Raw genomic sequence first — 12,385 nt, forward strand, 5'->3', positions numbered from 1 at the left:
ATGGATATGTCCTTTCATGCTACCACCATCTGCGCTGTACGCCACAATGGCAAAGGAGCTATTGCGGGTGATGGACAGGTAACGTTCGGTAACAGTGTTGTAATGAAGCAGACGGCAAAAAAAGTACGCAGATTGTATCGTGGTCAGGTCGTTGCAGGATTTGCGGGTTCGGTGGCCGATGCTATCACGTTATTTGAAAAGTTTGAAAATAAGCTAGAGGAACACCACGGAAATCTTCAAAGAGCAGCCGTGGAACTGGCCAAGGACTGGCGTCAGGATCGTATCCTGCGTAAACTGGAAGCGCTTATGATTGTGATGGACTCTTCCGGGATGCTGCTCATTTCTGGAGGCGGCGAAATTATCGAGCCGGATGATGATGTGCTTGCCATTGGCTCAGGTGGCAATTTTGCATTGGCTGCTGCCCGTGCTTTCAAACGCCATGGCTCTGGCATGGAAGCAAAGGACATGGCACGGGAAGCGCTAGAGGTTGCTTCGGAAATATGTGTGTATACGAACAATCAGATTATCGTGGAAGAACTGTAAATCGGCTCTGAGTATTCAAGGGTGGAGGAGTGCAAAATGAATAATCAATCGTTGACGCCCAGACAAGTGGTATCCGAGCTGGATAAGTATATTGTCGGACAAAAGGAAGCAAAAAAATCTGTTGCTGTTGCCTTGCGCAACCGCTATCGGCGTAGCAAGCTGCCGGATGACATACGGGATGAAATTGTGCCTAAAAATATTTTGATGATCGGACCGACTGGTGTGGGTAAAACTGAAATTGCACGTAGACTTGCACGGCTCGTGGGGGCTCCTTTTGTCAAGGTAGAGGCGACCAAATTTACAGAAGTAGGTTACGTCGGTCGTGATGTGGAATCCATGGTGCGTGATCTGATGGAAACCTCCATTCGCATCGTCAAGTCGGAACGAACAGAGAATGTGAAGGACAAAGCGGAGGACATGGCAAATGAACGGATTGTCAGCATCCTTGTACCTGCAGAAAAGTCAAACAAATCGCAACGTAATCCCTTTGAAATGCTGTTTGGCAATAACACGGGAACTTCGGTAGAAGAAGAACCACCACAACAGGATGGATCTTTGGCAGAAAAGCGCCGTAAGGTTAAATTCGATCTGTTGTCCGGTAAGCTTGAGGATGATGTCATAGAGATTGATGTGGAGGATACTGCACCCAATATGCTCGATATGTTTGCTGGGCAAGGGAATGAACAAATGGGTATGAATATGCAGGAGATGTTCGGAAGTTTTCTGCCCAAGCGGACGAAGAAGCGCAAGCTGCCAGTCAAGGAAGCTCGCAAGGTGTTGATTCAAGATGAAGCCGCCAAATTGATCGATATGGACGATGTGATTCAGGAGTCTGTGAAGCGTGCTGAGCAATCGGGTATTATTTTTATCGATGAAATAGATAAGATTGCCAGCCAGGGTAAGGGGAGTGGCCCCGATGTGTCGAGAGAAGGCGTCCAGCGCGATATTTTACCTATTGTCGAGGGATCTACCATCATGACCAAATACGGTCCGGTAAGAACAGATTACATTCTGTTTATTGCTGCAGGAGCTTTTCATGTTGCAAAACCATCTGACCTGATCCCTGAGCTTCAGGGCCGTTTTCCAATCCGTGTGGAATTAAGTAGCCTGACTTTGGATGAGTTTGTGTCGATACTGACGGAGCCTAAAAATGCGCTGACCAAGCAATACACTGATCTACTCCGTACCGAGGAGATTGAAGTCGAATTTTCTGCGGAAGCGATTCGTGAGATTGCCAGTATTGCTGAGTCTGTAAATCGCAACACCGAAAATATTGGCGCACGTCGTTTGCATACCATTCTAGAAAAGCTGCTGGAGGATCTGTCGTTTGAAGCACCAGAGCTTACATTGGATCGTATGATCATTACCCCGGAATATGTACGTGAGAAGCTGGGAGATATTGCCCAAAACAGGGACCTTAGTCAGTATATTTTATGAATAGGGTTTTCTAAAAATAGGGTGTGTGGTCCAGAATAACACTATCTTGCACCGTCATTTAGACCTAGATAATGGTCAAGTTGATGATTTTTCTGTCTATTCCAAAAGTAGGACGTATAATCTTTTACAGGTGTAAAGTGCTAAGAAAACATTCATTTTCTTGAAAAAAACCTGAAAAATTTAACAATTTATGCATCTAAAGCCCTCTTTTTTTAAAAAGATAGGGCTTTTTTCTTATTGTAATTAGGTCCCAACTCTACGAAACTTAGAATATATGACAGAAAGTTATTATTTTCTACTTAAGACCTAAAAGAAATGTATAATTATGAAATTTTATTGTCGAAAAAAAGTGAAAAATCTTGTTTTATTGAATCTTACTTTGGAGTAGACGCTGGGAGGGAGGAGCTAAATGAATCTGCTGGGTGATATGAGCTTTCAAAAGCTTCAGGCAGGTGTACAGGCGGCAAATACGAGACAACGTGTGATGGCTGACAATATTTCCAATGCGGATACCCCGTATTTTAAGCGTTCGGAGGTTTCATTTGAAGAACTGCTTCAGCAGCAAATGGACGGGGATGTCACACCACTACGTGGAAAAGTAACCAATTCAAGACATTTTCAAATAGGACCTGTGAACTCCATTCCAGATGCCACGGTCACCAAAGATGGGTACTCAGTCATGAATAACAATATGAACAACGTAGATATCGACAGAGAAATGAGTCTTATGGCTGAAAATCAACTAAGATATAATACCTACATCCAAGAAATTAATGAGCGCATCAAGATGATGAGAACAGCGGTAGAAGGGAGATAGGAATAGGTGAAGATTAACAACGGCTTTGATATTAGTGCGTCTGCTCTTACGGCCCAACGGTTGCGGATGGACGTTATATCTAGCAACATTGCCAACGCAGAGACAACTCGGGCGAAAGTAGAGAATGGACAAGCAGTTCCATATCGGAGAAAAACGGTTGTTTTGGAGCCGAACCAATCTGGCTTTGCCGATGTTTTGAAGGCTCAAATGGAAGGAAGTAGAACTAGCGCTGCTGGCGTTAAGGTTTCGCAAATTCAGGAAGATCAGTCACCTTTGAAGCCTGTGTACAATCCGGGTCACCCGGATGCTGATAAAGATGGCTATGTATATATGCCTAATGTAGACATTATGAAAGAAATGGTCGACATGATTTCCGCAACACGCTCATACGAAGCCAATGTAACAGCTCTGAATGCATCAAAGGCTATGGTTTCCAAAGCGCTTGAAATCGGTCGCTAAGCTCTAGGACTACTAATTACTTAATAGGGAGAGTAAAACATGATTCAGAACGCCATGTTTAATGTACAGACACCGGTAATACAGCAGATTCAATCGCCTAACAATGAGTTGGCGAAAGCGACGCCTTCCGAATCCTTGAAGGACTTTGGTTCCTTCCTAAAGGATGCTCTCAATGAAGTAGGGCAGCAGGAAGCCGCTACGCACCAGATGTCCGACCAATTCATGGCAGGCAAAGTTGATGTAGATCAGGTCATGATCACTTCCCAACAAGCGCTGCTTTCCCTGCAGCTTACTACACAGGTCCGAAACAAAGCGATCGAAGCCTATCAGGAGATCATGCGTACACAGATGTAAAGAGGGTTTAGCAAAGTTTCGGATGGGGTGACGGAGTGAACGAGAGAATCGCCCAATATCGGGATAAGATTTCCGGGTATTGGAATAATTTTAGCAAAAAACAGAAGATATTACTTGTTTCGACATTAGCATTCATCATTATCGCTGTTGTAGTGCTAACGATGCAGTTTACCAAAACCGAGTATGAAGTGGCTTTCCGAGATTTAAATGCTAACGATGCTGCCGGAGTCATTAAATATCTCGATTCTGCGGGTATACCGTATCAACTTAATGCTGGTGGGACACAAATCTCAGTCCCAACCGCTAATGCGGATAAGGCGAAGGTAGATGTTGGGTCTCAAGGCCTGATTCAGAAGGGTTCAATCGGCATGAGCGCTTTTGACCAGTCCTCCTCTGCCATTGGCATGACGGAGAACGAGTTCAATGTGAAGTACAATAATGCATTGAACGGCGAAATACAGCAACTGTTGGAACGGATGGATGGTGTCCAAAGCTCCAAAGCTGTCATTAATATGCCAAAGGAAAACATTTTTGCCGGACTTGAGGAAAAGGACAAAGCCTCCGCTTCGATTCAAATGGAATTCGAGCCTGGCTTTACTCCAAATCAGCAGGCGATCGATGGATACTTTAATCTGGTAAAAACGGCAGTACCGAATCTTCCAGTGGAAAACATTACGATCACTAATAAGGAATATGAGTTGATTCCAACGGCCAAGGGCGGCCAAGGTGGGCTCACTAGTGGTGTTCAAGAAAACATGGCTCTACAGAAGAAGTTTGAGAGCGATGTAAGGAATAATGTTCAACAATTTTTGTCGAAAATTGTTGGAGACGACAAGGTAAATGTACTTGTGATGTCCCAGCTAAATTTCGACAAAGTAACATCAAAGGAACAAATGGTCACACCTGTTGACCAAACGAAAATGAAGGGTATTGAAATTAGCGCCCAACAAATTCAGGAAAGCTATACAGGTAGTAGTGGACAAACCGGAGGAGTTGCAGGAACAGGAACACAGGATGTTCCGGGCTACCCCGGAGGAGCTAATTCCGGCAATACCAGCTCAGATAAGAGCTCAAGTACGATTAACTACGAAGTTAACCGAATTGCAAGGGATATTATCCAAAGTCCGTATACTGTAAAAGATTTAACCATTAATGTAGCAGTTGAACCACCAACAGGTCAGCAAACGTTGGATACTGCAACTCAGACAGCAATTCAAAATATTTTGGTTAATATCGTAAGAGCGTCGTTGGCGAATTCTGGTACTACAATTACAGACGCTGATTTGGCTAAGAAGGTTTCGGTGTTCTCACAAGCAGTTCCGGCGCCTGCGAGCACAAATACATTCTTCTCAGCTTCCAACCCTTGGCTATGGGGCATCGGAGCTGCTGTTCTGGCACTGCTGGCGGGTGTAATCTTCCTCATCGTACGCGGTCGTCGTAAGCAGGAAGAAGAGTTGGATGAAGAATTGCAACTTATGCCAACGCCGACGGAGTTCCCGTCTATTACCATGGAAAGTGTGACAAATGAAAGTCAAGTGCGTAAACAGCTTGAAAGTCTGGCGAAAAAGAAACCCGACGAATTCGTCAATCTGCTTCGTACATGGCTGGCTGACGAATAGAGGTGAGTTCATTGGCAAAGGCAAGCAGTCAAGGTTTAACGGGAAGACAGAAAGCAGCTATACTTCTGATCACAATGGGACCAGAGGTATCTGCTCAAATATTCAAGCATTTGCGTGATGAGGAGATCGAGCAACTTACATTGGAAATTGCCAATGTGCGGAAGGTCGATGCCATTGAGAAGGACTCCATCATGGCCGAGTTTCATCAAATTTGTTTGGCTCAGGAGTACATTTCTCAAGGCGGTATTAATTACGCTAAAGAAATATTGGAGAAAGCACTCGGATCGCAAAAAGCAGTTGAGGTCATTAACCGTCTAACAGCGACGTTACAGGTAAGACCCTTCGATTTTGCCCGCAAGGCTGATCCAAACCAGATATTGAATTTTATACAGAATGAGAATCCGCAAACGATTGCTCTCGTGCTTTCGTACTTGCAATTCGAGCAGGCGGCTGCAATTCTGTCGTCTCTGCCACAGGAAAAGCAGGCAGATGTGGCCCGGCGTGTCGCTGTCATGGACAGTACATCTCCGGAAGTTATTTCCCAGGTGGAACGAGTGTTGGAGCAAAAGCTGTCTGCAACCGCGACGCAGGATTATACGAATGCAGGTGGTATCGAGTCCATTGTTCAGATTTTGAATGGCGTAGACCGCGGAACCGAGCGTACGATTCTCGACTCGCTTGAAATTCAAGATCCAGAACTGGCTGAGGAAATTAAGAAAAGAATGTTCGTGTTCGAGGATATCGTCAATGTGGACAACCGTTCCATTCAGCGCATTGTCCGCGATATCGACAATGCAGATTTGCAATTGGCGCTTAAAGTATCCAGTGAAGAAGTACGTGATGTGATTTTCCGAAATATGTCGAAACGTATGGCAGAAACCTTCAAAGAGGAAATGGAGTACATGGGACCGGTGCGGTTGCGTGATGTGGAAGAAGCACAGACACGTATCGTATCGACGATCCGCAGATTGGAAGAGGCCGGTGAGATTATAATCGCACGCGGCGGAGGAGATGACATCATTGTCTAACTTGATCAAGTCTTTCCAATATGTTCCTGTAGAGGCTTTGAAAACAATTGATGTGGCACATACGTATGCGCCAGAAACGACGGACGAAGAAATCACAACTGAATATACGGAGCCGGAGCCTCAGCGAGATCATGAGGCTGAACGGCTACGGGATGAAATGCTGAAAGATGCTAAGGATTTTGCCGAACGTCAGGTTCGCGAGGCAGCTGAAGAAGCGGAACGGATGCTTCAGGAGGCGCAGCAGCAGATTGAAGCCTGGTGGCAGGAGCGACGCGAGCATGACGATCAGCTGACTCAGTCGTTAAAGGCTGATGGGTTTCAGCAAGGATATGAAGAAGGTCAGAAGCTGGCTGAGGCCGAGCTTCAGACGAAATCAGAGCAGATGATGGAAGAAGCACAGGATATTCTACGTCAGGCCTATGAGATAAAGGAACAACTAATTCAGGAAGCTGAGCCTTTTCTGGTTGAACTGAGTAGTGCTATTGCTGAGAAGGTCATTGAGAAACAGCTTAGCCTTGAGCCGGACTACACAATTGAATTAATTCGTAAAAATTTGGCTCGTAAGCGGGAAAAAGGAACCATTACATTGTGTGTGTCGCCTCAGCATTTCGCATTTGTGCAAGGTGCACGAGAAGAATTGTCATTAACTGTCGATTCGCAGGCAGAACTGCAAATTATTCCTGATGGTACCGTGAAAGATCGCGGTTGTGTTATCCGTTCTTCTTTTGGGAGCGTGGATGCGCGGATTGATACGCAATTAGCTGAGATCAAAAAGGAACTACTGCGTCTGGCACATGAGAATGAGGAGCGAAGACATGAAGGGGCTTAATACGCAGCGCTACATGGATCATTTGCGCCAGCTGGACCCGGTTCGGGTAAATGGCAAGGTTACGCAGGTTATCGGCCTGATGGTTGAATCGGAAGGTCCGGATGCCAGTATCGGGGATGTTTGTTACATTTATCCGGGTAAAACGGCAAAGCCGTTGCAAGCGGAGGTTGTAGGCTTCAGGGACAATAAAGTGCTTCTAATGCCACTTGGAGAACTGCAATCCATTGGTCCCGGTTGTGATGTAGTAGGAACAGGGAAGCCGTTGAATGTGCAGGTCGGGTCGGAACTGTTAGGCAAGGTGCTGGACGGCTTGGGTCAGCCTCTGGATGGCTCATTGATTCCCTCGCGAATGGCGAGATATTCAACCTTCAATATTCCGTCCAATCCGCTGAATCGTCCGCGTGTGCAGGAACCAATCAGTATCGGGGTGCGCGCTATTGACGGGTTGCTTACTATCGGTAAAGGACAACGGGTTGGTATTTTTGCAGGTTCGGGTGTAGGTAAAAGTACCTTGATGGGAATGATTGCCCGTAATACGGAAGCTGATGTGAATGTAATCGCCTTGATCGGGGAACGTGGACGCGAGGTGCTGGACTTTATTGAACGGGATTTAGGTCCGGAGGGACTAGAACGTTCCGTGGTCATTGTGGCAACTTCCGACCAACCTGCGTTAATCCGTATTAAGGGTGCACTTATTGCAACGACGATCGCGGAATATTTTCGGGACCGCGGGTTGAATGTCATGCTGATGATGGATTCAGTTACCCGGTATGCGATGGCCCAACGTGAAGTCGGCCTAGCCGTAGGGGAGCCACCGGCAATGAGAGGGTACACACCTTCCGTGTTTGCTAGTCTACCTAAGCTTCTAGAACGTGCAGGGACAGGCCCTACTGGCTCCATAACCGCTTTCTATACGGTACTGGTCGATGGTGATGATATGAACGAGCCCATCGCGGATGCGGTGCGCGGGATTTTGGATGGACACATTGTCTTGAATCGTGGAATTGCGAACAAAGGACATTTTCCGGCAATCGATGTGTTAGCGAGTATTAGCCGGGTTATGAAGGATATCGCACCACGAGATCAGATAGACGCTGCCGAGAACATTAAGCGCTTGATGGCCATTTACAAAGATTCGGAGGACCTGATTAATATTGGGGCCTATCAGCAGGGTTCAAATGCAGAAATTGACGAATCCATGGAGCGTATACGGGATATATGGGATTTTACAAGACAAAGAACAGATGAAAAGGCTGAGCTGGACGAGGTAAGAGAGCGTTTGATTTCTGAATTTACGAGGAGATGAAGGTTGAACGATGAGATTTCAGTATTCCTTTCAGAAAGTTGTAGACTTGAAAACCAACGAAAAGTCACAGGCCGAATGGTTGCTTTCCAGTGCTGTTGGACAATTGCAGGCTGAGGAGCAGACATTAACACAGCTTGTAGGCGAAAGGAATCGAGTCATATCAGCCATTCAAAAGGCTGCCGAGGATTGCGCACCACTCTCTACCATTCAGGAATTACAGGCTTATGTTAATCATCTGGACCAATGTATTACACGCAAGCATAGGGATGTTCAATATGCGCAGCAAAATGTGCAAAGCAAACAAACCGTTTTGACCGATAAAATGCTGGATGAACAGGTTTGGCTGAAAGCGAGAGAGAAGGCCAACGTGAAATTCCAACAGGAAGTGCTCCTGCGCGAGCAGAACGAGCTGGATGAAATGGCTTCCGTGCGATTTGCCATGAAAGCCCGGTAAGCGGAAAGTCATAGGATACGCATATCAGCTGCCTGAGGAGGAAGACGATGGCACAGAAGTTAGCAGAAAATGAACTGGATATGGATTTAGGAAAAGAATCAGGCGGGGGATTTGAACGGTTTATGTTTTTCCTGATTCCGATTGTGTTCACAATCGTTCTGGTCGGGGTCCTGCTTACATTGTTCAATATGGACTTCAGAAGCGAAATGATTTCATTAGGGAACAAAATACCAGTTGTTAAAAATTGGGTACCTGAACCGAAAGATAAGGCTACACAGACGAAAGAGGCAGATCAAAAGGCTCAGTCCGAAAGTTCTGAAGCAACCATTCAGCAGTTAAAGGCAGATCTAGCCAAGCAGACGGAGGAGCTTAAAAAGGCTACCGCTGCTAAGACGACACAAGATAAAAAGGTTACTGAACTGCAGAATCAGGTCAATACGCTCCAAACGCAACAGGAACAGCAGCCACAGGCCAGTCAGCAGGGACAGGCTGGTACGCAAACTACAGGTGGAACAACAAATGAAGATCCTTATGTAAAACAGGCCAGAGATCTTGCTAGTATGTATGAAGGAATGACAGCTAGTAAAGCGGCACCGATTATGGAGAATCTGACTACGGAAGAGACTGTGCAGCTGCTAAGCTACATGGACCCTGCCAACAGTGCGAAGATTTTGCAAAAGATGGACGCTAAAAAAGCAGCCGATATTACTATGGCTCTGAAAAACGTAACGCCATCTACGGATTTGTCAGTTGCTGCGTTGCAGTCTCGTCTGAAAAAGGATCAAGGTACCACAGCTGGCACGACGAGTAAGAGTTTGCAAAGCACTCAAATCAGTAGCACATTTGCTTCCATGGACAAGAAGAGCGGTGCCGAACTTATTTTGCAAACTTACAAAATCAGTCCAGACAAGGCATTAAACATATTAAATACAGTAGATGATTCGACACGTGGTTCTTTACTACAAAATATGTCTGCCAAGGATGCGGCTCAGACCGCAAAAATTTTAAACAAACTGATGGGCAGTAAGTAATTTAAATGAAGGGAGGTGAAAAATAAATGACCCTTATTTCTCAAAGTGTATCGCTCGGCTCCAGTCAGACAGCTAGCAGTACAACGGCCTCAACAACGACTACAGCCACAGCTGCTGGAGCAACCACGGGTGCTTTTAATCAAACACTTACGCAAATGATGACAGGCGGGCAAACGGGCTCAGCAGGCACAGATGCGAACGGTTCTCCATTAGTTATGGTACTCCCGCTTATTGCGACTGGAGAATCCACGGAAGCTCCAACGGAGTCGCTGGTCGAAACACTGGCTCCTTTGCTGCAGAATCTCGAAAAGTTGGATGATCAAGTAGCTGCCGATCCTGCTCTGCTTGCAACTCTGCAAGCTTGGATTCAGCAAGTACAACAGTTTTTGCAAGGCGACGGAACAAATCAACAGTTAAACGGTGGAGAAACGACAGAGGCGACAGGCTTAACAGCCTTGGCAGCCAACCCGGCTACTCTTCGATTTGCATTGCAGGACGCTTTGTCACAACTTGCCAATGTAGCAGAGCAGGCTTCTGGAGACCAAAAGTCCCAGGTGACACAGTTGCTACAATCGCTCCAAAGCGCAACGGCAGGTACGGGAGCAATTTCCGATGAGCAGTGGAATGGTGTAATGAAAGCTGTGGAACTTGCTGATGGTGGGGATTCACAAGCAGTTCAGCCTTCTGCAAATCGAGCAAATGGTACTCAGACCGTAGCTACAGCCACTACAGACAAACAGGTTGTTGCTTCTCAGCAGCAAGCTAGTCAGGGCGAAACTAATCAACGAGGTTCAGAAGGGCAACGTTCATCAACTAATATTCTCGTTCAGTCTGCAGTTAAGACGACTGGAGCGGATGAAGCGAGTGCATTCGTAGATGCAACTGAGCAAGCGGATTCGACAGCAACTGACAATCAGACTCCAGTGATCACGACTGCGGGACAGCTTTCGGTACAAATGCAAGGAACAACACCTTCGGCTCCGGCTCAACCAGTCGTACATGTGCGGCAATTTGCCAAGGAGATGACCGAATTTGTAGTGCAGAAACTTGACATTGTAAAACACACTGGGTTGACGGAAGCGACTATCATGCTTCGTCCAGATCATCTGGGCCAGCTGGAGGTTAAGCTGACAATGCAAAATGGTCATCTGGTTGCCCAGTTCATGACTGAGCATAGCGGAGCGAAGGATTTGCTGGAACAGCAAATGTCGCAGCTGCGTTCGAGTCTCCAGAGCCAAGGTATCCAGGTGGATAAGGTAGAAGTCACGCACAATGAGTCGCTTTCCTCCCATATGTATCAGGATGGGCGCGGATCTGGAGCTAATCAGCAGCAGCAATCCAATCAACGTTCCAAAGCTCGTGGTAGAGAAGAGAGCGAAGATGCTATCAAGGTAGCTGAAATGGCAGAGGAACTCCGTAACTGGACAGCAGAACAACGTGCAGATGATATAAATCGGACAGGCTCCTTTACAGCACAAGCGTAATGATGGAGGTGAGAACACAATGACGACGACAGACAACAATGTATCCACCAGCAACGTCTGGCCGAATTACAATGTGAACAATGTCAAAACGGCGAGTGCTAAGGATACTAAGACTATGGGTAAAGATCAATTTCTGAAAATTTTGATCACCCAGCTACAAAATCAGGATCCGATGCAGCCTTTGGAGGATAAAGAATTTATCGCTCAAATGGCCCAGTTTTCCTCAGTGGAACAACTGATGAACATTTCTACGCAGTTGAATGCATTGGGACAGTCTTTAGGTACGGCTTCCGGTTTGATAGGAAAAGAAGTCAGCTGGATTGAGGCAGGTAAAAAAGACTCCATCACAGGTGAAACAGGTGCGGGTACCGTAAAAAGTGGAATCGTGGATTCCATCGTTATTCGCGACGGTGTGCAGTATGCCAAAATGGGAGCGGCTGAGGTGGCATTAAAAGATGTAACATCAGTGAGTCAGGCTAATACAACGACTCCCGCTATAAATACATCGGATACTTCATCTTCTTCCTCTACTGGAAGCGGTGAGAACTCATGAATGATAGAATGACGGTCGGACGCCTTTTTCCCGCCAACGTGCCCCCGGCAGCAATCTCACAAAACCGAGTAAATTCGGTATCCAAGGATGCCAGACCGTTCGGTCAGGTGTTGCAGGAACAGGTGCTCAAGCTGAGCAACCATGCAGCCAAGCGTCTGGAGCAGCGGGGAATAGAGTTGAGAAGTGACCAAATGGCGAAAATTAACTCTGCTGTGGATAAAGCAGCTGCCAAAGGCGCCAAAGAATCATTGATTTTAATGCAGGATATGGCTTTGATTGTAAGTGTACCTAATCGAACAGTTGTTACCGCGATGGATAAGAAGTCCATGGAGGATAACGTATTTACGCAGATAGATAGTGCTGTGATTATTTCATAAAAATGTATATGAAGTGGCTGGCCCGAATAGGAAAGCCATGAAAAAGCCGCGGATCGACTGATGCGGTCAACTAAGCAACCAATCAGAGGAGGAT

14 protein-coding genes are annotated in these 12,385 nt (G+C 46.3%); all 14 read left to right on the top strand.

All coding sequences use genetic code 11. From position 1 onward, the window contains the following. The 14 genes from hslV to MKY16_RS09990 all read left to right on the top strand — a co-directional run bounded on the left by hslV (position 1) and on the right by MKY16_RS09990 (position 12,291). Positions 1–543 (top strand): ATP-dependent protease subunit HslV, encoded by a 543-nt coding sequence (gene hslV, locus MKY16_RS09925; protein ID WP_013309881.1) that lies wholly within the window; start codon positions 1–3, stop codon positions 541–543. Between the two features lie 36 nt (positions 544–579). Continuing rightward, entirely contained in the window at positions 580–1,980 is a 1,401-nt protein-coding gene (hslU, locus tag MKY16_RS09930; RefSeq protein ID WP_029516987.1) for an ATP-dependent protease ATPase subunit HslU, read from the top strand. A gap of 409 nt (positions 1,981–2,389) precedes the next feature. Further along, positions 2,390–2,797 (top strand): flagellar basal body rod protein FlgB, encoded by a 408-nt coding sequence (gene flgB / locus MKY16_RS09935; protein WP_013309883.1) that lies wholly within the window; start codon positions 2,390–2,392, stop codon positions 2,795–2,797. A 6-nt stretch (positions 2,798–2,803) separates the two neighbouring features. Beyond that, complete coding sequence (gene flgC / locus MKY16_RS09940) at positions 2,804–3,256, top strand: flagellar basal body rod protein FlgC (protein ID WP_029516988.1); 453 nt, start codon at positions 2,804–2,806, stop codon at positions 3,254–3,256. Positions 3,257–3,295: 39 nt separating this feature from the next. Then, on the top strand, positions 3,296–3,610 hold the full coding sequence (gene fliE, locus MKY16_RS09945; RefSeq protein WP_029516989.1) for a flagellar hook-basal body complex protein FliE: 315 nt from the start codon (positions 3,296–3,298) through the stop codon (positions 3,608–3,610). Positions 3,611–3,645: 35 nt separating this feature from the next. Next, positions 3,646–5,229 carry a flagellar basal-body MS-ring/collar protein FliF gene (gene fliF, locus MKY16_RS09950; protein ID WP_013309886.1) on the top strand — a complete coding sequence of 528 codons (1,584 nt, stop codon included), beginning with the start codon at positions 3,646–3,648 and terminating at the stop codon, positions 5,227–5,229. A gap of 11 nt (positions 5,230–5,240) precedes the next feature. Continuing rightward, positions 5,241–6,257 (top strand): flagellar motor switch protein FliG, encoded by a 1,017-nt coding sequence (gene fliG / locus MKY16_RS09955; protein ID WP_013309887.1) that lies wholly within the window; start codon positions 5,241–5,243, stop codon positions 6,255–6,257. Next, positions 6,250–7,086: a FliH/SctL family protein gene (locus tag MKY16_RS09960; protein WP_029516990.1), complete on the top strand. Its 837-nt coding sequence runs from the start codon at positions 6,250–6,252 to the stop codon at positions 7,084–7,086. The genes fliG and MKY16_RS09960 overlap by 8 nt, the downstream gene beginning before the upstream one ends. After that, on the top strand, positions 7,073–8,392 hold the full coding sequence (fliI, locus tag MKY16_RS09965) for a flagellar protein export ATPase FliI (protein ID WP_029516991.1): 1,320 nt from the start codon (positions 7,073–7,075) through the stop codon (positions 8,390–8,392). Before MKY16_RS09960 ends, fliI begins: the two co-directional genes overlap by 14 nt. A gap of 10 nt (positions 8,393–8,402) precedes the next feature. After that, the gene (gene fliJ / locus MKY16_RS09970; RefSeq protein ID WP_029516992.1) at positions 8,403–8,846 is read left to right on the top strand and encodes a flagellar export protein FliJ; all 444 of its coding nucleotides are present in this window, start codon (positions 8,403–8,405) and stop codon (positions 8,844–8,846) included. Positions 8,847–8,893: 47 nt separating this feature from the next. Next, positions 8,894–9,877, top strand: a complete 984-nt coding sequence (locus MKY16_RS09975) for a magnesium transporter MgtE N-terminal domain-containing protein (protein WP_023988189.1) — start codon at positions 8,894–8,896, stop codon at positions 9,875–9,877. 26 nt (positions 9,878–9,903) lie between these two features. Further along, the gene (locus tag MKY16_RS09980) at positions 9,904–11,361 is read left to right on the top strand and encodes a flagellar hook-length control protein FliK (RefSeq protein ID WP_340955204.1); all 1,458 of its coding nucleotides are present in this window, start codon (positions 9,904–9,906) and stop codon (positions 11,359–11,361) included. Between the two features lie 19 nt (positions 11,362–11,380). Next, positions 11,381–11,914, top strand: a complete 534-nt coding sequence (locus MKY16_RS09985; protein WP_029516995.1) for a flagellar hook capping FlgD N-terminal domain-containing protein — start codon at positions 11,381–11,383, stop codon at positions 11,912–11,914. Beyond that, positions 11,911–12,291 carry a TIGR02530 family flagellar biosynthesis protein gene (locus MKY16_RS09990; RefSeq protein WP_039274704.1) on the top strand — a complete coding sequence of 127 codons (381 nt, stop codon included), beginning with the start codon at positions 11,911–11,913 and terminating at the stop codon, positions 12,289–12,291. The genes MKY16_RS09985 and MKY16_RS09990 overlap by 4 nt, the downstream gene beginning before the upstream one ends. Positions 12,292–12,385: the final 94 nt, after the last annotated feature.

The sequence above is a fragment of the Paenibacillus sp. FSL L8-0641 genome, assembly GCF_038006265.1.
GTDB classification, from domain to species: domain Bacteria; phylum Bacillota; class Bacilli; order Paenibacillales; family Paenibacillaceae; genus Paenibacillus; species Paenibacillus polymyxa_D.

What these genes read in the sequence shown, in the direction of transcription:
- hslV (WP_013309881.1), top strand. Translation starts at nt 1, where the DNA reads ATGGATATGTCCTTTCATGCTACCACCATCTGCGCTGTACGCCACAAT.
- hslU (WP_029516987.1), top strand. Translation starts at nt 580, where the DNA reads ATGAATAATCAATCGTTGACGCCCAGACAAGTGGTATCCGAGCTGGAT.
- flgB (WP_013309883.1), top strand. Translation starts at nt 2,390, where the DNA reads ATGAATCTGCTGGGTGATATGAGCTTTCAAAAGCTTCAGGCAGGTGTA.
- fliE (WP_029516989.1), top strand. Translation starts at nt 3,296, where the DNA reads ATGATTCAGAACGCCATGTTTAATGTACAGACACCGGTAATACAGCAG.
- fliI (WP_029516991.1), top strand. Translation starts at nt 7,073, where the DNA reads ATGAAGGGGCTTAATACGCAGCGCTACATGGATCATTTGCGCCAGCTG.
- fliJ (WP_029516992.1), top strand. Translation starts at nt 8,403, where the DNA reads ATGAGATTTCAGTATTCCTTTCAGAAAGTTGTAGACTTGAAAACCAAC.
- MKY16_RS09975 (WP_023988189.1), top strand. Translation starts at nt 8,894, where the DNA reads ATGGCACAGAAGTTAGCAGAAAATGAACTGGATATGGATTTAGGAAAA.
- MKY16_RS09980 (WP_340955204.1), top strand. Translation starts at nt 9,904, where the DNA reads ATGACCCTTATTTCTCAAAGTGTATCGCTCGGCTCCAGTCAGACAGCT.
- MKY16_RS09985 (WP_029516995.1), top strand. Translation starts at nt 11,381, where the DNA reads ATGACGACGACAGACAACAATGTATCCACCAGCAACGTCTGGCCGAAT.
- MKY16_RS09990 (WP_039274704.1), top strand. Translation starts at nt 11,911, where the DNA reads ATGAATGATAGAATGACGGTCGGACGCCTTTTTCCCGCCAACGTGCCC.